The sequence below is a fragment of the Micromonospora sp. PTRAS2 genome, assembly GCF_054052245.1.
The window spans coordinates 559,360-579,284 of sequence record NZ_JBSWBU010000002.1 but is presented as its reverse complement, the minus strand read 5'-3'; the positions used below and the strand labels follow the sequence as shown (position 1 = coordinate 579,284).

20 protein-coding genes and 1 pseudogene are annotated in these 19,925 nt (G+C 72.5%); 13 read left to right on the top strand and 8 right to left on the bottom strand.

Annotated elements, in window-relative coordinates; translation table 11 throughout:
- Positions 1-232: 232 nt before the first annotated feature.
- Together ACVMYR_RS08545 and yidD are read left to right on the top strand one after the other, a co-directional pair.
- Positions 233-1,429, top strand: a complete 1,197-nt coding sequence (locus ACVMYR_RS08545) for a hypothetical protein (protein ID WP_091274190.1) — start codon at positions 233-235, stop codon at positions 1,427-1,429.
- 45 nt (positions 1,430-1,474) lie between these two features.
- Positions 1,475-1,849: a membrane protein insertion efficiency factor YidD gene (gene yidD, locus ACVMYR_RS08540; protein WP_077936442.1), complete on the top strand. Its 375-nt coding sequence runs from the start codon at positions 1,475-1,477 to the stop codon at positions 1,847-1,849.
- 97 nt (positions 1,850-1,946) lie between these two features.
- On the opposite strand, the gene ACVMYR_RS08535 is transcribed toward yidD, so the two are convergent.
- Positions 1,947-2,324: a VOC family protein gene (locus ACVMYR_RS08535; RefSeq protein WP_077936443.1), complete on the bottom strand. Its 378-nt coding sequence runs from the start codon at positions 2,322-2,324 to the stop codon at positions 1,947-1,949.
- A gap of 78 nt (positions 2,325-2,402) precedes the next feature.
- Between ACVMYR_RS08535 and ACVMYR_RS08530 the strand changes: the two genes are divergently transcribed.
- Complete coding sequence (locus ACVMYR_RS08530; protein ID WP_457121498.1) at positions 2,403-3,407, top strand: trypsin-like serine peptidase; 1,005 nt, start codon at positions 2,403-2,405, stop codon at positions 3,405-3,407.
- A 3-nt stretch (positions 3,408-3,410) separates the two neighbouring features.
- Here ACVMYR_RS08530 and ACVMYR_RS08525 read toward each other — a convergent pair whose 3' ends face one another.
- The gene (locus tag ACVMYR_RS08525; RefSeq protein WP_457121497.1) at positions 3,411-6,473 is read right to left on the bottom strand and encodes a DUF3427 domain-containing protein; all 3,063 of its coding nucleotides are present in this window, start codon (positions 6,471-6,473) and stop codon (positions 3,411-3,413) included.
- 412 nt (positions 6,474-6,885) lie between these two features.
- Here ACVMYR_RS08525 and ACVMYR_RS08520 point away from each other — a divergent pair, with 412 nt between their 5' ends.
- The gene (locus ACVMYR_RS08520; RefSeq protein WP_457121496.1) at positions 6,886-7,131 is read left to right on the top strand and encodes a hypothetical protein; all 246 of its coding nucleotides are present in this window, start codon (positions 6,886-6,888) and stop codon (positions 7,129-7,131) included.
- 83 nt (positions 7,132-7,214) lie between these two features.
- On the opposite strand, the gene ACVMYR_RS08515 is transcribed toward ACVMYR_RS08520, so the two are convergent.
- Positions 7,215-8,069 carry a DUF6232 family protein gene (locus ACVMYR_RS08515; RefSeq protein WP_457121495.1) on the bottom strand — a complete coding sequence of 285 codons (855 nt, stop codon included), beginning with the start codon at positions 8,067-8,069 and terminating at the stop codon, positions 7,215-7,217.
- The gene (locus ACVMYR_RS08510; protein WP_457121494.1) at positions 8,070-8,645 is read right to left on the bottom strand and encodes an RNA polymerase sigma factor; all 576 of its coding nucleotides are present in this window, start codon (positions 8,643-8,645) and stop codon (positions 8,070-8,072) included. It abuts the gene before it with no gap.
- A gap of 125 nt (positions 8,646-8,770) precedes the next feature.
- Between ACVMYR_RS08510 and ACVMYR_RS08505 the strand changes: the two genes are divergently transcribed.
- From ACVMYR_RS08505 to ACVMYR_RS08480, 6 genes are all read left to right on the top strand, one after another.
- Positions 8,771-9,097, top strand: a complete 327-nt coding sequence (locus ACVMYR_RS08505) for a hypothetical protein (protein ID WP_457121730.1) — start codon at positions 8,771-8,773, stop codon at positions 9,095-9,097.
- A 65-nt stretch (positions 9,098-9,162) separates the two neighbouring features.
- The gene (locus ACVMYR_RS08500; RefSeq protein ID WP_457121493.1) at positions 9,163-9,765 is read left to right on the top strand and encodes a hypothetical protein; all 603 of its coding nucleotides are present in this window, start codon (positions 9,163-9,165) and stop codon (positions 9,763-9,765) included.
- 55 nt (positions 9,766-9,820) lie between these two features.
- On the top strand, positions 9,821-10,669 hold the full coding sequence (locus tag ACVMYR_RS08495) for a sugar phosphate isomerase/epimerase family protein (protein ID WP_457121492.1): 849 nt from the start codon (positions 9,821-9,823) through the stop codon (positions 10,667-10,669).
- A gap of 75 nt (positions 10,670-10,744) precedes the next feature.
- Positions 10,745-11,353, top strand: a complete 609-nt coding sequence (locus tag ACVMYR_RS08490) for a type IV toxin-antitoxin system AbiEi family antitoxin domain-containing protein (RefSeq protein WP_457121491.1) — start codon at positions 10,745-10,747, stop codon at positions 11,351-11,353.
- A complete protein-coding gene (locus ACVMYR_RS08485) occupies positions 11,350-12,246 on the top strand; it encodes a nucleotidyl transferase AbiEii/AbiGii toxin family protein (protein ID WP_457121490.1) in 897 nt (298 codons plus the stop codon). The genes ACVMYR_RS08490 and ACVMYR_RS08485 overlap by 4 nt, the downstream gene beginning before the upstream one ends.
- A gap of 58 nt (positions 12,247-12,304) precedes the next feature.
- Positions 12,305-13,621, top strand: a complete 1,317-nt coding sequence (locus ACVMYR_RS08480; RefSeq protein ID WP_457121489.1) for an AAA family ATPase — start codon at positions 12,305-12,307, stop codon at positions 13,619-13,621.
- A 47-nt stretch (positions 13,622-13,668) separates the two neighbouring features.
- On the opposite strand, the pseudogene ACVMYR_RS08475 reads toward ACVMYR_RS08480, so the two are convergent.
- Positions 13,669-13,827: pseudogene (locus ACVMYR_RS08475) on the bottom strand (dihydrofolate reductase family protein); the annotation flags it as partial.
- Between the two features lie 173 nt (positions 13,828-14,000).
- Complete coding sequence (locus ACVMYR_RS08470) at positions 14,001-14,639, bottom strand: pentapeptide repeat-containing protein (protein ID WP_457121729.1); 639 nt, start codon at positions 14,637-14,639, stop codon at positions 14,001-14,003.
- Here ACVMYR_RS08470 and ACVMYR_RS08465 point away from each other — a divergent pair.
- Positions 14,625-15,020 carry a hypothetical protein gene (locus ACVMYR_RS08465; protein ID WP_457121749.1) on the top strand — a complete coding sequence of 132 codons (396 nt, stop codon included), beginning with the start codon at positions 14,625-14,627 and terminating at the stop codon, positions 15,018-15,020. The two genes, ACVMYR_RS08470 and ACVMYR_RS08465, sit on opposite strands and share 15 nt — an antisense overlap.
- Before the next feature lie 483 nt (positions 15,021-15,503).
- On the opposite strand, the gene ACVMYR_RS08460 is transcribed toward ACVMYR_RS08465, so the two are convergent.
- Entirely contained in the window at positions 15,504-16,922 is a 1,419-nt protein-coding gene (locus ACVMYR_RS08460; RefSeq protein ID WP_457121488.1) for a hypothetical protein, read from the bottom strand.
- 142 nt (positions 16,923-17,064) lie between these two features.
- The gene (locus tag ACVMYR_RS08455) at positions 17,065-17,973 is read right to left on the bottom strand and encodes a fibronectin type III domain-containing protein (protein ID WP_228986455.1); all 909 of its coding nucleotides are present in this window, start codon (positions 17,971-17,973) and stop codon (positions 17,065-17,067) included.
- Between the two features lie 112 nt (positions 17,974-18,085).
- Here ACVMYR_RS08455 and ACVMYR_RS08450 point away from each other — a divergent pair, with 112 nt between their 5' ends.
- Together ACVMYR_RS08450 and ACVMYR_RS08445 are read left to right on the top strand one after the other, a co-directional pair.
- The gene (locus ACVMYR_RS08450) at positions 18,086-18,655 is read left to right on the top strand and encodes a GNAT family N-acetyltransferase (RefSeq protein WP_457121487.1); all 570 of its coding nucleotides are present in this window, start codon (positions 18,086-18,088) and stop codon (positions 18,653-18,655) included.
- 122 nt (positions 18,656-18,777) lie between these two features.
- The gene (locus ACVMYR_RS08445; RefSeq protein ID WP_431892482.1) at positions 18,778-19,866 is read left to right on the top strand and encodes an FAD-binding oxidoreductase; all 1,089 of its coding nucleotides are present in this window, start codon (positions 18,778-18,780) and stop codon (positions 19,864-19,866) included.
- The last annotated feature ends 59 nt before the right edge of the window (positions 19,867-19,925 follow it).

Sequence of the window (19,925 nt, the reverse complement as noted above, 5' to 3'; positions counted from 1 at the left end):
TCGGCGGTGCCGGCACGCCTGCCGCGCCCGGCTGCGGAAGGCGATACCCAGTGATCCACCTCCCCACACGGTTCCCGGCGGGGAACGTGAATCGACGCGCTGTCATCCGCCTACCGTGCTGTTTGGTCCACCGATCGGGTGATTAGCCTGTTTTGGTGGGTCCGTCTGGTTCGTCGCTGCCGTTGATCCCGGTGACACCCCGGTTGGTGGCTCGCGCGGCGAAGGAGTCGGCGTGGCGAAGACTGATTCGACGGGTTCCACCTGGCGGCCTTCGGCGGCCCCCACGTGGCGGTACCGGTGGGCGCACCGGCAGAACGAGCGGCGGCAGCGGACGTACCGCGACGCCGAGCGGGCCTGGCGGCGACGCGACGACGAGCTGCGGCGGCTGCGCGCGGCGGCGGCCGACTTCGGCCGGCAGGCCACCGCCGGGGCCGGCCTGCCCCTGGAGCTCGCCCCCGGCGAGCGGGTGTTCTGGGCGCTGCCCGCCGTGCAACTGGTCGAGCTGCGGCACACCGCCGTGCTCCCCGCCCCCGACCTGTGCGTCGACCCCGGCCGGTCCGCGCTGCACCACCGCCGCCCCGACGGGGTCAAGGTCACCGACGCCGGCCTCGCCGTGCTCACCGACCGCCGCCTCGTCCTGCTCGGCGGGCGGGGCCGGCGCGACTGGGCGTACGGGAGGATGACCGGTCTGGCCCACGACCCGGCGGCGCCGGTCACGCTGATCCAGGTCCTCGACCGGCGGCGCACCTCCGGCCTGCTGCTGCCCGCCGACGCCGCCGCGGAGTTCCGGTTCACCCTCACCCTGGCCTTCGCCGAGGCCATCGAGCAGCGGGGCGCGGTCCTGGCGCAGCTCGACGAGCTGATCGCCGAACACGACCAGACGCGCCCGTTCCGCCCCGCCATCGCCACCCCCGCGCAGGCCCGGATCACCTCCCTCGTGCCGGGCGGTCGGCGTACCGTCGCGGTGGCCGCCGCCGTGGCGCTGCTGGTGCCCGTGGCGCTGTTCGAGTCGGACCCGCCGGTGCGGCCCGGCTCGGACGTCGCCGCCGCCGCCACCGCAGCGCCCACCCCCGGGGCGGCCGTGCTCCCCACCGCCCGGCCCGGCCCGACGGCGTCGCCGAGGCCGCGGCACGGCACCGCGTCGTCCACCGCCGCGTCGTCCGCCGCGCCGCCGCCCGCCGGCCCGCCGGCCGCGAAGCGCGACGGGCTCTGCGGCGCGCCGGCCAACCCCTTCGGGTACGACTACTGCGGCGGCTCCCGCATCCGCCGGCCCGACGTGCGGGTCTGCGACTACTTCGACTGCGGGCAGGACTTCTGGGCCGGCACGGGCTATCTGGTGCAGTGCCGCGACGGCGCGCTCACCCTCACCGGTGGGCGGCCCGACGTCTGCGCCGCCCACGAGGGGCTGCGCCGTACGGTCTGGTCCTGACTCCTCCGTTCGGTCAGGTGGCGCGCGTGCCGCACCATCGTCGGCATGCTCAACCTCAAGCGGGACCGCCACCGCAAGAAGAAGCGGCGCGGCGTCGACTCCTGCACCGACTGCGACTGCGACGGCCCGGACTGCTGCGACTTCGGGCTCTTCTCGTTCCTGCTCACCCTCGGCTCGGTGGCCGCCGGGGCGACCCGCGCGCCGGTCGTCGACCGGGCCGGCCGGGCCGCGATCCTCGGCTACCGGCGGTGGCTGTCGCACCGCTGGCCGGGCCAGTGCCGCTACACCCCGACGTGCAGCGCGTACGGGCTGGCCGCCGTCGAGCGGCACGGCCTGGCCGTGGGCGGGCGGATGGCCGCCGAGCGGCTGCGCCGCTGCAAGCCGCACGTGCCCCGGGGCACCCACGACCCGGTCCGCTGACCGCTCCTACCCGGACCGCGGGCATCCGCCGACCGCCCCTACCGGACCTTGGACAGTTGTCGTCCGCCGGTGACGACAACTGTCCAAGGTCTCGTTGTCACTCCGGGGCGTGGCAGACGGCCTCGACGTTGTTGCCGTCCGGGTCGCGGACGAACGCGCCGAAGTAGGTCGGGTGGTATTCCGGCCACACCCGGGGCGCGTGCAGCACCTCCGCCCCGACGGCGACCGCCGCCTCGTGGAACGCCCGCACGGCCGCCCGGTCAGGGGCGGTGAACGCGATGTGCGCCTCGTGCGCCGCGCCCGTGGCGCCCGTGGCGGTCGTGGGGCTCAGCCAGAAGTCGGGCTTGTCGCTGCCGTAGCCGAGCACGTCGCCGAACTCCATCAGCCGGCGCGCGCCCAGCGTCGCGAGGACGGCGTCGTAGAAGGCGGCGCTGGCCGGGACGTCGCGGACCTGGATGCCGAGATGGTCGAGCATGGGTGATCTCCTCGCGAGTGATGGGCCGGTTCAACCATCCCGAACCAGTTCCTGACATTCCGTTTCTACGCTCCCGCTATGACATCGAAGCCAACTTTCGGCTGGCGCAGCCGCATCGGCGTCGCGGGCGCGGTCACCGTGCTCGTGACGACCACCCTGGCCGGGACCGCCCCACAGCCCGTGGCCGCCAAGCCCGGTCCCGTCGCCACCCACGCCGTGGCCTTCACCGCGGCGGAGCAGCAGGCCGTGCTGGCGTACTGGACTCCGCAGCGGATCGCGGCGCTCAGGACCCCGTCGGCGGAGGTGCCGGCCGTCGCCAGGCCGGACGGCGCGCCGTGGACGCGGGCGAACGCCGTCCCGCGTACCGTCGGGCGGCTCTTCTTCACCGACCACGGCGAGGACAGCAGCTGCACGGCGACCGTGCTCGACAGCGCCAACCGCAGCACCGTGGTGACCGCCGCCCACTGCGTGAACAACACCGACCTGATCGGTGAGGACAACCAGTGGTCGAGCAACGTGCTGTTCGTCCCCGGCTACCGGGACGGCGGCGCGCCGTACGGCACGTTCGTCGGTCGTCTTTCGGTGGCCCCCTCGACGTGGCTGCGTAACGACCAGATCGACAGCCTCTACGACTCGTACGACCAGGCGTTCGTGGTGCTCCACCCGAACAGCGACGGACGCCGGGTGCAGGACGCCGTCGGCGCGGCCCAGCGGATCGGCTACGACGTGCCCGGCGCGCGGGTGGTGCACCAGTTCGGCTACCCACGGGCCAGCTCGGACAAGGCCCGTGAGGGCCTGCCCGAATACACGGGTGAACGCCTCGCCTACTGCACGGGCCCGGCGGTGGAGCAGCAGTCCACCGAGGACTGGCCGGAGCCGCCCGGCCAGTGGGGCACCGAGTGCGTGATGGGCGGCGGCTCCAGCGGCGGCCCGCGGTTCGCGGACTTCGACCCGCGCACCGGGCTCGGCGTCGTGGTCGGCGACAACTCCCACGGCTGGCTCCCCGGGAAGCGCTACCTGGTGGGCCCGCAGTTCACCAGGGAGATCACCCAACCGGTCTTCCACCGGGCACAGCACAGCTGACGTTCATGCGGCGATGGCGCGGGCTGCCGCGTACAGGTCGGCCGGCAACGGATGCGCCAACTCCCAGACGATGCGCATCGGCCGGTCCCCGGTGTGCCGCCGGTACGCCATCGGCCCGGCGTACAGGTAGGCCGGCGCGCCGAGGTCCCGGTCCGGCACCCGCGTCTCCCGCACGAACAGGTGCACCGTCGAGCCGTGCGAGGCGTGGTGGACGTAGCGCTGCCCGGTTGCCGACGCCGCCGACGTGGTGCTCTGCGACTCCCACTGGAACAGCCGGTCGGTGACGGCCCGGTCCGCGTACATGGTGGTGGGGGAGTAGTGCCGCTCCGACTTGACCAGCGTGACGAAGAACAGGTCCGCCCGCTCGGACTCCAGCCACTTCACCCCCTCCCGCAGCGACCCCGGGTTCGGCATCCCGAACGCGGCGCACGCCTCGTTGCGGCTGTAGCGGGCGTGCACCCGCAGCGCGCCGACGGGCACGGTGACCCGGTGGATGCGGTCCCGCAGCACCCCGGCGAGCTGCCGCAGCTCGGCGCAGCGCGCCGGCTCCGCCCACAGCCGCGCGAGCCGTGCGTCCCGGTCGCTCAACGGTGCCTGCGGACCCCACAGGTCGAAGTGCAGCATGTCCCACAGCCGTCCCGGCTCCGGCCGCTCACCGGCGGCGACCCGGGCCAGCAGGTCCAGCCGGTCGGCGTCATCCAGGTGCAGCATCCGCCCGATGGCCCGCCCCAACTCGCGGTCGTCCGGGCCGGGGGCCGGGGTGTCCAGCCCGGCGAGCCGCCGCAGCCCGGTCCACCCGCCGACCGAAGCCGACCGGTAGACGTCCTCGACCTCGAGGCCGGTCTCCCGCAGGAAACCGGCGAGGTCGACGTCCCCGAGCTGCCGCAGCTCGGCCACCAGGCCCCTCCTCGACGTGGGCAGGGCGCTCTTGAGGTTGGCCAGCACCACCTCCTTCGCCACCCGGTCCAGCTCGACGTGGCAGCCGCTGGGCAGCATGGGAAAGTCCTGCTCGACCGCGTCCCGGACCGCCCGCCGGCTGACCCCGGTCAGGGCCCGCCAGCGCAGGTCGAACCGGAAGTTGGCGTGCTGCCCGCCGATGAAGTCCAGCACCGTGAGGCAGGGCTTGTCGTCGTCCAGGCGCAGGCCCCGGCCGAGCTGCTGGAGGAAGACCGTCGCGCTCTCGGTGGGCCGCAGCATCAGGATCGTGTCGACCATCGGCAGGTCGACGCCCTCGTTGAACAGGTCGACGGTGAACAGCACCCGCAGCTTCCCGGCCCGGAAGTCGCGCAGCAGGCCGTGCTGCGCCGCCCGGTCCGTCCGGGACGTCACCGCCGCCGACGGCACGCCGTGCCGAGTGAACCAGTCCGCCATGAACTCGGCGTGCCCGATGCTCACGCAGAAGCCGAGCGCCCGCATCCGCCCCACGTCCACGGTGTCCCGCACGGCCCGCAGGATCAGCCGCGCCCGCGCGTCGTCGCCGGTGTAGATCGCGCCCAGCTCGCCCAGGTCGTACCCCTGGCCGCGCCGCCACCGCAGGTGCGACAGGTCCACCTCGTCGTGCACCCCGAAATACTGGAACGGGGCCAACAACTGCCGCTCCAGGGCCTCCCACAGGTGCAGCTCCACGGCGGCGCGGCCGTCGAACCACCGCCGCACGTCGCCGCCGTCGGCCCGGTCGGGGGTCGCCGTCAGCCCCAGCAGTACGCGCGGACGCAGCCGCTCCAGCAGCCGCGCGTATGTCGGCGCCTCCGCGTGGTGGAACTCGTCGACGATCACCATGTCGTACGCCCCGGGGTCCAACTCGCGGCGGTGCAGCGACTGGATCGAGGCGAAGACGTGCGTCCAGTTCCTCGGCTCGCTCCCGCCGACCAGCAGCTCGCCGAAGCTGCCGTCGCCCACCACCTGCCGGAACGTCGACAGGCTCTGCCGCAGGATCTGCTCCTGGTGGGCGACGAACAGCAGCGAGTCGACGGTCTTGTTCCTGTTTAGCCGCCGGTAGTCCAGCGCCGCCACCACCGTCTTGCCGGTCCCGGTCGCCATCACCACCAGGTTGCGGTGCCGGCCGTGCACCTGCCGCTCCGCGTCCAGCTCGGCCAGGATCTCCGCCTGGTACGGGTACGGCCGCACGTCCAGGTTCGCGATCTGCGTCGGCGATTCCTCGCTCCGCTCCCCGCTGAGCGCCTGCCGCAGCCGCTCGCCGTCCCGCCCGGCGTCGTACGCCTCGAACGCCGGATCGTTCCAGTAGTCCTCGAACGTGGCGGTGAACGTGTCGATGACGTGCGGCTGCTCCACGTCGGAGATGCGGACGTTCCACTCCACCCCGTCGACCAGCGCCGCCTTCGACAGGTTGCTCGACCCGACGTACGCCGTGGTCAGGCCGTTGTCGCGGCGGAACAGCCACGCCTTGGCGTGCAGGCGGGTCGTCCTGGTCTCGTAGGAGACCTTGACCTCGGCGCCCAGCTCGGCGAGCCGGTCCAGCGCCCGCTGGTCGGTCGCGCCGAGATACGTGGTGGTGATGACGCGCAGCGTCCCGCCCCGGCCGATCAGCTCGCGGATGGCCGGCTCGACGATGCGCAGCCCGTGCCACTTGATGAACGCGCACAGCAGGTCGACCCGCTCGGCCGAGGCCATCTCGTGGGTGACCTCGTGGCCGATGCGCGGCTGGTGGCGGCCGTTGACCAGCAGCGCGCCGGTGGAGAGCGGGGTGGTCGGCCGGGCCGGGAAGGTCGGCTGCGCGGGCGGGGTGGGCGGGGCGGCGATGGCGTGCAGCAGGTTGCGGGCATCGGCGACCAGGTCGTGGTGGTCGGTGGCGATGGGGCTGAGGGCGGCGACGGCCTCGGCGATCCGGTTGGTCAGGTCGACCTGGCGGCGCAGCTTGTCGTCCCCGTTGGGGACGGCCTGGAGCGCGCGGCTGATCAGGGCGGCGAGGTGCCGGGTCAGGGGGTGGTGGGAGTCGGCGGGGTCCAGGGGGTGGTGCTGGACGAGCACGGCGTCGAGGTGGTGGAGCTGCCCGGCGAGATGGTGGGTGATCAGGTGCTCGTAGACGCCCCGCTCAAGATCCGCCACACGGGCCACCGTAGCGGCACGGGCGACTGCGCGGTGCCCTGCGCCGGGGCGGTCGAAGCCCATAGGATTGCGAATGGCCCGCCTATGGGCCGTTCGGGCAACCGGGAGGTAGCCGATCGGTGTCGCCGGCTCGACGATCTTGCACGCCGAGGGCGGCCGGATGACCTACTCGATGTCGGCACGGCGTCACGATCGCCGGAGCGCCGATCCACGGCCACTGGGCTGACCCCCGAACGGGAACAGCCCCCGGTTGCAGCCGGAGGCTGTGGTTTCCCGTGATGGACCCACGACATGGATCGGAGCCACCATGTCCAGTCTAGGCCTGGGCGAACCTGACCAACAGGGTACGGAAAGATCACCTCTCTCGCCGGGCGGCGGGGCAACGCCGACCAAGTTGATCCTCGGGATCAGCGTGGCCGGCACTGCCGCCACCCTCATGTCGAGCGAACTCGGCATCCCCCGCTGGGTGACGATCAGCCTGTTCGGGGCGTACGCCCTGCTCGTGGCGGGTCTGGTCGCGCTGGCGCTGTTCAGCACGACGAATCCTCCACGGCAGTGGCTGGCGTACCGGCTGCTCAGGGTCGTGACCCGGTGGTTGCCGGAGCTGGCCGAGGCCGTGAAGCCAGAGCAGGACGCCGGCACCACCGGCGCGGCCTGAGGACGACGCGTGGGCTGGTGGCTCCTACCCGGGCATGGGCCACCAGCCCCGCGATCTGCTCGTGCGGGAAGCAACCACGCTCATCAGCCGACTCTTGTCCCGTGCGGCAGTGGCCGGGGGCCGCTGGTGAGCGGCAGTGTCCTGACCATCGCTGCCAGTCGACCCCGTGCCGGTTGCCGCGCGGCGGGAGGAACCGCCGGTTGCTGGCCCGGTCGATCACCCTTCGCCGCAAGAATGGCCTGGCACAGCTCGGTGAACGTCTCCTCGTCCGTGGACCAGAACACCTGCACCGTCAGGCCACGATAGCGGGCCCACAACTCGTAGGACCGTTGCCGCCTGCGCCAGAGCAGCCAGGAGAGGACGAAGGCGGTGAGGGCCACCGCCACGCCGACCGCGACCCAGACGCTGTGGCCCTGCCAGGGCAGTGGTAGGAGCCAGACCGCGGTTATCAGGGGAATGGTCAGCAACGGCGGGCGAATGGGTTGTCGAGCCACGCGGAAGTCGTCGAGGTCGTCCAGGTCGTACCTCTGACCGCTCAGGGAGACGAACAGACTGGTCACCCTGACGTCGTGTGCCCGGTAGTAACACCTGTTGCCTCTGAGGCGCGCGTACCCGGGGCTCAGCGGCCGGGGCGGTTCCGCGTTTGCGGCGATCGGGTCGGTGCGCCATGCCGTGTCGGGAACGGCGCGCGCACCCGCCTGGCTCCGGGCAGTCCACGGCCAGGTCTCCGGCGGCGGCGCCGCATTTCCCGGTCCCCCGTCCTTCACCCTCGCGAGGTTCTTGGCGATCTTTTCCTCGGTGAGGAACTCGCTGGCCACCGCATCCACGCTGAGAAGGAAGCGCTGGAGCGCCGGAGCGTTCTCCTCCAGCGCCTCGGCAAGCGGGTCGAACGTGGAACCGTCCTCCAGGTAATCTCGGTCGTTCTCGGCGGGATTCATTCATACCTCCTTCGGGGACTCGTGGGGCCGGGCCGGAATCTCCGCCGGGCGTTCCTGCGCCCTGCCGCGGAGGCGTCGGCGCGCCTGGTGGAGATTGGTGCGTATCGTCTGCGGGTCCTTCCCCAGCAACTTGGCGATCTCGGCGGGGCTGTATCCATCGAAGGTCAGCGCCATGACCTCCATCTGGGCCGCCGGCAGATCGCGGAGCTGCTGCAGGACCCAGGCGCGTTCGTCGACGTCGGGGTCGTTCTTCGGCGCGATCTCGGCCGGGGCCGTGCGGGCGGCAAGGGCCTGGCCCTGCCGTTCCCGTTCGATGTACTTGATATATGCCCGCGTGGCGGCCACGCGCACGTATGCGGGCGGGTGCTCCACGGTGTGGAATCGGGGATAGAGAGTGCTCATCACCGAGGAGACGGCATCCTCCGCCTCCTGGTAACTGGCACCCAGCTTCATCAGCATCCGGACGCTGCTCGGGAAGTTCTTCTTGAAGAAGCTGTCGAAGTCGACATCCGCAGCGGGGGACTTCTCGGGTTGGGCGGGTTGGTCGCCCAGCAGGCGGTTATCGGAATGCACCACGCAGCGACCTCCGCATCGGACCCTTGGTGGTTCTGTCACCCTGTAGGTCCGGACGGCTCCGAGAACGTTCAAGATCGACTTAGCTTTTCTCCGTCACCCCAGGCGAATGCCGGTGGCGGCCCGGCCTGTGGCATCATCACCGCCGGCACCCGATCGAATCGTCGCCGGCCGATCGCGGTCTGCTGCTCCGGGCCGACGTGCACGACCTCTTCGACCGGGGCCTGATCTGGATCGACGAGCAGTTCCGCGTCCGGGTCAAGGCGGCGGCGGGGCACTACGAGATGGCGCGGCGAGAAACTGCGTCCACCGGCCAGCTCGGCGGACCATCCGGCCGCCGCCGCGCTGCGGGCCCACCGTCAGGAGGTGGCCGGGATGCGGTGAGACCCTGGCCCGGCATCGACCTTCGTGAGACCGTCTATGTCGGAACGTGTGCGACAGGACACGAGGAGTGATCGGTGTGGGTGTTGCCGACGGGCCGTCGCGATGGTCGATCGAAAAGTTCGGGTTCGCTCAGGCGGTGGCGCTGCGCAAGCGCGTCCCGGCGGCCCTCAAGCGGGCGGTGGAGCGCGCCATGGATGCCCGGGAGGCGTCCGAGATGACCAGCGACCACGCCTTCGGTTCCGTGCGCTGGCTCGTGCAGTACGAGGAACTGCACCAGCACCTCCGGGAGTTGCCCGACGTGACGGACCTGCGGCCGCCGGGTGCCCAGTTCAGGATCACGGTCTGCGCAGGGCACCTGCTGCTGCCCTGGCACTACTCCACCAGGAGCGACGCCGATATCGCGCGGACCCGGCCGGAGCGTACCCTCAGCCGCTTCGCCCGCGCCCTGCTCGCCCTGTGCGGCCCGGAGCCGCGCTATCAGCAGGACACCCTGCCGCTCATGCCGCTCACCGATCAGGAGGCCGATGCTCGGTCGGAGCTGCGGGAGGCCGTCGAGCGGCTCCCTGTCGAGCCGAAGGTGCTGCTGATCGGGTACGCCTGCAACTCGGAGGCCGGCCTGCTCCGCGTGTGCTGGGGTGAGGCGGCGTTGCGGGGGAACGGCGACCTGGAATGGCAGCACGTGGAGGAGCTGCCGATTCCGGGTGACGCGGCCCAGGGGCGGCGTGGCGTCGCCGCCTGACCGGCGGCCCTCTACAGTCGACGGGATCTGTTGATCTTGCGGCGAGAGGATGCGGATGCGGATCGGCATCAACACGTGGGCGTGGGCGGCCCCGCTGACCGACCGGGCGCTCGCCCGGTTGGCCCCCCGGATCAGGGCGTGGGGCTTCGACGCCATCGAGCTGACCGTCCAGGCGCCCGGCGACTGGGATCCCGCGTCAGCGGCCGACCTGCTCGCCGGTTTGGAGCTGGCCCCCGCCGTCTGCGCGGGCCTGCTGCCCGAGCACGACCTGCTCGCCGACGACGAGGAGGTCGTGCGGCGTACGGAAGGATTCGTGCGGCACTGCGTGCGGGTCGCGGGGCGGGTGGGCGCCGTCGTGGTGGCGGGCCCGCTCTACGCCCCGGCCGGCCGGCGGTGGCTGCTCGACGCGGACGCCCGGCGGGCCGCCACCGCCCGCCTCGTGGCGCGGCTGCGGCCGCTCGCCGACGAGGCCGCCGGGCAGGGCGTGACGATCGCCCTCGAACCGCTCAACCGGTTCGAGACGAGCCTGCTCAACACCGTCGAGCAGGCGCTGGAGGTGGTGGACGGCGTCCCCGGGCTGGGCCTCGCGCTGGACACCTTCCACCTGAACATCGAGGAACGTGACCTGCCGGCCGCGATCCGGCTGGCGGGCGGCCACCTCGCGCACGTCCAGGTGTGCGGCAACGACCGGGGGGTGCCCGGCGGCGACCACCTCGACTGGCCGGGGATGTTCGACGCCCTGACCGGCATCGGCTACTCCGGCCAGGTGAACATCGAGTCGTTCACCGCCGAGGCCCTGGCCGTGCCGATGTCCGTGTGGCGGCCCCTCGCCGCCGGCCCCGACGCGCTCGCCGTCGAAGGGCTGGCGTTCCTGCGTGGCCTGACCGGGCGTGATCTCCCGTAGACCTCGGGCGGGCGTCCCGCGTGGCGCGCCAGGGAAATCCGCTACAGATCACCCTGACATGTATAGAGTTTCCCCGTGGGTTCAGTGGATCAGTCGGGGGCAGGGGGCAGGGCACTTGCCCGTCTCCCTGCCACCTTCAGCTACTCCGAGGCTCTAGCCGCCGGCGTTACTGAGTGGCGGCTGTACCAGCTGCGCGATCAAGGACTCATCGAGTCCCTCGGGCGGGGCCTGTACCGTCGTCGTGACGCCGAGGCAACGGACCTTGACCTCGTCGAGACTGCCCGCCGTGCGTCAGCGGCTACGCTCTGCCTGACCACCGCCCTGGCTCGCCACGGCCTGACCGACGAGATTCCCGCTCGCATCGACGTCGCGTTGCCTCGCGGGCGGCACCGACCGGTCACCGTCGCGCCGGTTGCCTGGCACTGGTTCGATCCCGCCACGTTCCAGATCGGGCGTACGGAGTTGCCGCTCGATCCTGAGACGTCCATCGGGCTGTACAGCCCCGAACGCAGCATCATCGACGCCGTTCGGCTGCGGCACAGAGAGGGGCCGGACTTGGTCTACGCGGCGCTCAGGCGGTGGTTGAGACGACGGGACGCTTCACCGGCAAGCCTGTTGGGGATGGCCCGGAACTTCCCCAGGGCGGAGCGACCACTCCGAGAGGCGCTGGAGATCCTGCTGTGACCGTTCGTCCGACGCGGGCCACTGTCGCCGGCTGCGTCTACCTTGACCTCCAGAACCTTGCCCGCCGTACTGGCCGGCCGACCGACGAGCTGCACCAGATCTACGGGTTGGAGGGATTCCTCGCCCGTCTGGCTCAATCCGAGTATGCGCACAGGCTCGTCCTCAAGGGCGGCGTGCTGCTGGCTGCCTACTCCGCCCGGCGCCCCACGCGGGACGTGGACCTCCAGGGCCGATGGATCTCGAATGACAGTGGCCAGGTGCTCGACATCGTTCGACATGTCGCAGCCGTGGAACTTGACGACGGCTTGGTGCTCGATGCGGAGGCTGCGACGGCCGAGACGATTCGGGATGACGACACCTATGCCGGGGTGCGGGTCAGTCTTACCGGAAGCCTCTCCGCGGCGCGGCTGACCTGCCACGTCGATGTCAACGTTGGCGACCCGATCTGGCCGGAGCCGCAACCGATCAAACTGCCGCGCCTCCTTGACGGAGAGATCGTCCTAACGGGCTACCCGTTGGCCATGGTGTATTCGGAGAAGCTGGTGACGGCGTTGCAGCGCGGCCTGGCGAACACCCGCTGGCGTGACTTCGCCGATGTCTACCTGCTCTCAAATCGCCACGATATCGACGGTGACGAACTAGTGACGGCCATCCAGCAGGTTGCCCAGTACCGGCAGGTGGTGCGTGAGCCGCTGAGCAAGGCCCTTGACGGCTATGCGGCGCTCGCGCAGTCGCGGTGGGCTTCGTGGCGGCGTAAGCATCGCTTGGACAGCCAGCTTCCCCCGGAATTCGACGTGGTGTTGCGGCGTGCGTCCGCACTCGCCGACCCCGCGTTGACCGGGCGTGCACGGGGCCGAACCTGGATCGCAGCGACCTCGGGTTGGGCTATGTGACGCCGGGAGCGGTCAAGGTCAGCCAGGTAGAGTGCGGATTCGCTGGGGGAGGTGGGCAGTGACCGTCGCGCTGGAGGTGCCGCCGTCCGTCGAGGCGGAGCGGGTCGTCAACGCGGTGCTGGCCGACCTGCGCACCGGTGACCACCGGGGCGTCGTCGTCGACTCGCCGCCCGGCGCCGGCAAGTCGACCCTCGTCGTCCGCGCCGCCGTCGAGTTGGCCGCCGCCGGCGAGCCGCTGATCATCGTCGCGCAGACCAACGAGCAGGTCGACGACCTCATCGACCGGCTCGCCCGCAAGGCCCCCGGGCTGCGCATCGGCCGGCTCTCCGCCACGGAATACAAGCCGACCGACCGGGTGAAGGGCCACCCGACGGTCAAGGTGGCGGCGAAGGTCGCCGACCTCGGCGAGCCGGCCGTCGTCATCGGTACGGCCGCCAAGTGGGCCATGGTCACCGAGGGCTGCTGGCCGTGGGCGATCGTCGACGAGGCGTACCAGATGCGGTCTGACGCGTTGTTGCGCGTGGCCGGCAGGTTCGAGCGGGCCCTGTTCGTGGGGGATCCCGGGCAGCTCGACCCGTTCTCCACGGTCGAGACCGTGCGCTGGACGGGCCTGACCTGGGACCCGATGCAGTCCGCGGTGGCGGTGCTGCTGCGGCACAACCCGCAGTTGCCGGTGCACCGGCTGCCGGTGTCGTGGCGGCTGCCCGCGTCGGCGGCGCCGGTGGTCGCTGCGGCGTTCTACCCGTTCACCGGGTTCCGGGCGGGCACCGGCCGCGACGATCGGGTGCTCGCGTTCACCGACGCCGGGCCGGGGGACGCCGTCGACGCGGCGGTGGAGCTGGCGGCGTCGACGGGCTGGGCGCTGTACGAGCTGCCGGAGCGGCACACCCCGCGTACCGACTCCGAGGCCGCCGCCGCGTGCGCCGCGCTGGCGCTGCGGGTGCTGGCGCGCGGCGCGGTCGCCGTCTCCGAGCACGCGCCGGCCGGCGCGCCGGTCACCGCCGACCGGATCGCCGTGGGGGCCGCGCACCGCGACCAGGTCGCCGCCATCCGCGCGCACCTGGGCGCGGCCGGGGCGGGCATCACCGTGGACACCGCCAACCGGCTCCAGGGCCGCGAGTACGACGTGACGATCGTGCTGCACCCGTTGTCGGGCCGGCGGGACGCGACCGCCTTCCACCTGGAGTCGGGGCGGCTGTGCGTGCTGACGTCCCGGCACCGGCACGCGTGCGTGGTGGTGGCGCGGGCGGGCATCGCGGAGCTGCTGGACGCGCACCCGTCGACCGAGCCGGTGCACCTCGACGTGCCGGTGAAGTTCCCCGACGGCTGGCAGGCCAACCAGACGATCCTCGACCACCTGCACGGCTCTGCCTAGCCCGACCCGGGGGCCTGCAACGGGCTTCGGGGCGAGGCTGGGGGCGCTCAGCGCCTGGTCTCGTACCTGGTCAGGAGCACGCCGTCGGGGAACGTCCGGGTCTCCACCAGGGTCAGGTTCACCCAGTTGTCCAGGGCCGTGAAGAACGGCGTGCCGCCACCCATCAGGGCCGGGTGGGTGACTATCGCGTACTCGTCGATCAGCCCGGCCCGGCGGAAGAATCATCGGTCAGGCCACGCCGAGGGCCGGTTCACCATCATGCCAGGACCCAGGATCCCGTAGCGCCAGGACGGCGATGCGATCTCCGTACTTACCCTCGGACCAAACCGTCAAGCAACACCTGGGACTGATCCGTCAGGCACCAGGTGGGACTCGACACCTACGTTGTTGGCAGCTCCAGGTTCGCGCCCTTGAGCTGCGCCCCGCCCAGGTCCGCGTCTCGGAGTTGTGCGTCACGCAGGTTTGCGCCCTTGAGCTGCGCCCCCCGCAGGTCCGCGCCCTTGAGCTGCGCCCCGCCCAGGTCCGCGTCCTGGAGCTGCGCGTCACGCAGGTTCGCGCCCTTGAGCTGTGCCCCCCGCAGGCTCACGCCCCAGCGCAGCGCCTCACGCAGGTTCGCGTCTTGGAGCTGCGCCCCTCGCAGGTTGGCGCCCTGGAGGTATGCCCCCTGCAGGTCCGCGCCCTGGAGCTGCGCCTCACGCAGGTCCGCGCCCAAGAGCTGCGCCCCCCGCAGATTCGCCCCTTGGAGCTGCGCCTTGCGCAGGTACACGTCGTGGAGCTGCGGCTCACGCAGGTTCGCGCCGAGCTGCGCCGCGATCAGGTTCGCGTCCTGGAGCTGTGCCCCCCGCAGGTTTGCCCCCTGGAGCTGCGCCCCCCGCAGGTTCGCCCCCTGGAGCTGCGCCCCATCCAGGTCCGCGCCCTGGAGCTGTGCCTCCCGAAGGTCCGCGCCTTGGAGCTGCGCCCCATCCAGGTTCGCTCCCTTGAGCTGCACCCCACGTAGGTTCGCATGCGGGAGATGCAGGCCTGTGAGGTTGATGTGGTTGCGTTCGCGGCGGTGGGGTCGGTGGGCCAGGGCGGTGAGGGCGGCTTGTACATCCGGTTCGGGTTCGGTCGGGAGGGGCGGGCGGGGGTGGATCGGGGAGTCTTCGTCGTCAGGGGTGCGGGGGACTCGCTGGCGGATGAACGCCACGAGGACTTCGACGATGTCGGCGTGGTGGTCGGCCGAGTCCCGGAGCACGTGTTCGAGTGCATGGATGCCGCCGATGCGTATGTACAGTTCGTCGGATCCGAGCCGTTCGAGGGCCTTGGTGAACCGGTCGGTGACCTGCCCGCGGTGAGCGAGGCGGTAGTTGCGGGCGGTGTAGAGCAGACCGGCAAGCACCACCATGGCGCCACCGAATGAGATGGCCAGGAGCCGGGTGTTGTGAATCGCGGTCAGCTGCTCCGCCGATGTCAGCGTCGGCGGCTTCTCCGGTGGGGATGCCACGTCCGACGGGAGCAACAACTCGGGCGCACGCAACACCATGACCACGTATCCGGCCAGAACCAGCACGCTGAGCCCCGTCACAGCGAGCGCCCACATCACACGAATCGGCTTCGACACGCTACCCATAGTGACCGATCGACGCGAGGCGGCTCAGGCACGTGCTTGTTCGACGATCGCCGCCTGGCCAACCGCCGCCGTTCGCGGCGACGCGCGTCAGCCGACGGGCTCCGGCACGGCCGTCGAGGAGCAGCAGCGGATCGGCCGGCCTGCGGAGCGCCACACGCAGACGCCCAGAGAGCGCGCCATCCCCGAGTGGACCACCGCCACCGGGCAGTTAAGAAGGGGCCCTTCCTCTACCGAATGCGTTAACAAGGTGCCCTTCCTTGCATCCGGGCGGGGTCAGGGCACACCGAGGGCCGCGGTTGCCCACAGCGCCATGCCGGCCAGGGCGAGCAGCGCTGCCGCGAGCAGGCACCAGAGGAGCACCTGGCGCGGTGACGCTCCCGGTGACCTCGTCCGGGCCGCCGGGACGGCGGGAGCAACGGCGTTCGGCGGGCTCACCGGCCACCTGCCCACGGCGGTGGCGGGAGCGGCCGAGGCCGCGTACCCAATGGGGTTCTCGTCGAGGTGGGCCTGCATGGCCCGCGCCGCGAGCCGCAGACACCACAGGCCCCGGTCGGGCCGCAGGTCCTCGAAGGTGGTGCAGGTCAGGGCCTGGGCGATCAGGGAGACACGGGCCTGCCTGCGCCACGTGGCCGTGCCACCGGGCCCCGCGTAGGCGGTCCCCACCTCGTCGGCGATCCGGACGAGTTCCGCGACGGGTCCGGGCAGCGCGCCCGGTCGCCCCCGCTGCGGGTGGACGAGGTAGTCGATCAGCGCCTCGGACTCGTCGCGGGTGAGTCCAGGGACGTACCGGAGCACGGTGGCCAGCAGCAGGGCGGCGACGTCGCGGGTCAGCGGGGCGTCCGCGTCGACGGCGCTCACCCCGACCAGCGAGAACCGCTCGGGGTGCGACCGGCCGTCGGCCCCGCAGGGCACGAGCACGTTGCCGCCGTGCAGGTCGCCGTGGGCGAAGCCGGCATGGAAGTCGACCGGCTGGCGGTGGTGCGGCGACGCGGGGTCGACGGGCCGCAGCGGGTTCGGCAGGGGCCGCGAGTCGATGAGCAGCGACTCGGCGCCGCTGTGGAACCCGAAGATGCTCAACGCGTGATGGATCTTCTCCCACGCGCCAGCCGCCCGCAGTTCCCGTTCGAGGTACGGGCCGAGCGTCGTCTGGCGCGTCGGCGGGCCGGCGGTCGGTGCGACCTTGTTCCACTCGTGCAGCACCGCCTCCAGCACGGCCCGGAATGCGGCGAGCAGGTCGTCGCCGTCCAGCTCGTCCAGGCCCCGCACCCGGGCGTCGTCGTCGGTCGGCTCCTGGAAGTCGCTGGTCGGCTCCTGGAACATCAGCCGGCGGCCGTCGCGCAGGTCGATCGGCGGGAAGATCTGCTCGGCCAGGTGCTGCCGGGCGAAGTCGCCCACGGTGGCGCGCGCGGTGGCCCGTGACCACTGCTGACCGCGCACCTCCCGGTGCCGCGAGCGGGCCGGCAGGACCTTGACGAAGACCTTCCGGCTGGGCTCCCGGCCCGGCGGCGCCGGCTCGGTGAGTCGCGCGACGAAGAGTGTGCCGCCGCCGTAGCCCCGGTCGAGGCGGGTCTGCGGCGGGACGCTGATCTCCCGGTCGCACTGCTGCCCGAAGTCCTCCAGCGCCGCCCTGAGCGTGGGGTCGGGTACGTAAGGTTCGAGGGGTTCGCCCATGTCCGCCGTCGGGCCCTTCACGAGTGAAAGTGAATGTGGACGATCGGGATGCGTCGTCCAAGAAGGGTGTCGCGCGCGGAGTAGAAGCTACCTCAGGGCGGGGCGAATCAGGGGGATACTCGCAGCGAGCTGCCAACGTACTTAAAAGTGGCTCCGGCCGGGCTCAGCCGGCGTACTGGTCGCCGAACTCGCGGACACCGTCGACGTCGACGGTGATCCGGCTGTTGTCGGCCCAGGTGCCGGTGGCGGCCCGCCAGCTCGGGTCGTCCCGCTCGTCGATGGCGGTCCAGTTCTGCCGGTGGAAGCGGAGCTGGATCGGCCCGCTCGACTCGCCGGGGGCGAGGGTCCCGCCGGTGAAGGTGAGCCGGACGTATCCGGGTACGGGCGTGCCCGGCACCGGGTACCGCGTCGCGGTGGGGACCGGTGTGGGGCTGCTCCCCGGGGGCGGGGGCGGCGGCGCGGGCGGCGGGAAGTAGAACAGCTGCCGCTGGATCCTGTCGCAGCCCAGCGCCGCCCAGTCGCACTCCGTCACGAGGGACGTGTTGCCGCCCTCGAAGCGCACGTGGTAGTCCACCCGCACGGTGCGCAGGTCGAGCGGCTGCGTGCCGGTGTTGACGACCTGCGCGACGAACTGCACCTGGTTGTCCGTGGGCGCCCAGTCGAGGTTGAGGTAGCTGACCTTCGCCCGGCCGTACGCGGTGCGCAGGTCGGTGGTCGCCGACGTGTCGGAGTATCCGCCCAGGGTGTGGGCCTGGATGGCCACCTGGTATTCGGTGCCGGGCGGCAGGGCGGTCAGCGTGATCGAGGGCGTCTGCGTGCTGCCCAGTCCCCGGTACGTGTTGGGGCCCAGCGGCACCAGCACCTCGTACGTGATGGGTTCGGTGCCACCCGGCTCGCCCACCCACGCCGACGGCGTCCAGGTGAGGGTGAGCTGGTGCGGCTCGTTGGCCACGACGACCGGCGCGCCGGGCGTGGTGAGGGCCGGGCCGTCGTCGGCGCGGGCGGCGGTGACGGCGAGCAGGCTCAGCAGGCCGGCGACGGCGGCTGCGGCGGTGACGCGACGGGCACGCATGACCGGTAGCCTATTGGTCGATGGCCGTCGATGAATATGGCCGACCGGTCCGATGCGGCCGTCCGACCGTCCAGGGGCGGCGGGGCCGCGCCCACGCCCCTACGATCGGTCGATGTTCCGTCCGACCTATCCGATCCGCACCGCCCGGCTGGCCCTGCGCCCGGTCGCGCTGGGCGACCTCGACGACGTGCACGCCTACCAGGGCCGACCCGACGTCACCCGCTGGATGCTCGACGCCGAACCACGCACCCGCGCGCAGGCGCTCGCCTCGGTGACCGCCATGGCGGGCGAGGACGCGCTGCGCGCCGAGGGCGACTGCCTGGCCCTCGCCGTGGTCGCCGACGCGCGGGTGATCGGGACCGTCGAGCTGGTCTGGCGCAGCGCGGCCGACCGCACCGCCGAACTCGGGTACGTCCTGCACCCCGACCACCACGGGCGCGGGCTGGCCACGGAGGCCGCCACGGCCCTGCTGGACTGGGGGTTCGGCGAGTTCGGGCTGCACCGGGCCTACGCGCGGTGCCACGCCCGCAACGAGGCGTCGGCCCGGCTGATGGCGCGGCTCGGCATGCGCCAGGAGGCGCGCCACGTCGAGAGCTACCTGTTCCGCGGGGAGTGGGCCGACCGGCTCGTCTTCGCGATCCTGGCCCGGGAGTGGCGGGAGCGCCGACCTCCGCAGGGGTGATCGACTGATCACCCTCGGTCAATGGGGTGAACCATCGATGGTCACCGTCCGTACCCATCGCCGTGAAGACGACCGAGCTGCGAGCGGGGCCGACAGTCAGGGTGGCGGAGACGATCCGGGCGGTGAGCGCCGACCTCGGGCCGTCCTGGGCGGCGACCGCCGCCGCCGTCGACCGGGCCGCCGCCAACTTCCTGGACACCGTGAGTGACCGCCTGCCCGGCCTGCTGCCCGAGCGGGACCACACCGTGGTCTTCGCCGCGCTGGGCCGGCTTGCCGGCGGCGTCGACGACACGGCCGGGCGGGCCGCCGCGCTGGCGGTCCTGGCCCGGGCCCACCGCGGCGTCGGCCTGCTGCCGCAGCACGCCGACCTGCTCGGCGACGCCCTGCTCGCCGCCGTCGCCCGGGAGAACCGGGCACACTGGACGGCCGCCCTCGCCACCGGCTGGGAACGCGGGCTGCGTCGGGCGGTCACCGCCGTGCGCCGGGCCGCCGCCCGAGTCGGCGACGGGCCGGCGTGGTGGCGGGCCGAGGTGGTCGCCCACGACCGGGCCGCCGACGGCGTGGCCGTGCTCACCGTACGCCCGCGCCGGCCGCTGCCGTACCGGCCGGGGCAGGCGGTGCCGGTCTGCGCCCCGAGCCGGCCCGGCGCCTGGCGGTGGTACTCCCCGGCGAACGCGCCCCGCCCCGATGGCACAGTGGAGTTGCACGTGCGCGCCGTCGCCGCCGGCACCGTCTCCGGCGCCCTCGTCGACGGGGTACGCCCCGGCGAGCCGCTGCTGCTCGGCCCGCCGTGCGGGATCAGCCTGCTGCTCGACCCCAGCCCCTGGCACGACCTGCTGCTCGTCGCCGGCGGCACCGGACTGGCACCCCTGCGCGCCCTCGTCGAGCAGCTCGCCGCCGCCCCGGACGGTCGGCGGGTGACCCTGGTCGCCGGGGCGCGCACCCCGGCCGACCTCTACGACCGGGCCACCCTCGCCGAGCTGGAGGCCGCCCACGAGTGGCTGACGGTGGTGCCCGCGTACTCCCACGACCCGGCGGCCGGCCCCGCCGAGCAGGGCGACGCGCTCACCGTCGCCCTGCGCCACCACGCCGGCGACCAGGAGGTGCACCTGTGCGGGCCGCCGCCGATGGTGGCCGGCGCGCGGCTGCGGCTGCTCGCCGCCGGGGTGCCCGCCGACCGCATTCACCTGCCCGACACCTTCGACCGCTGACGGCCCCGGCCGGACGCGCCGGCGGCGGGCCTGCCGTGGCAGCCCGCCGCCGGGTTCGC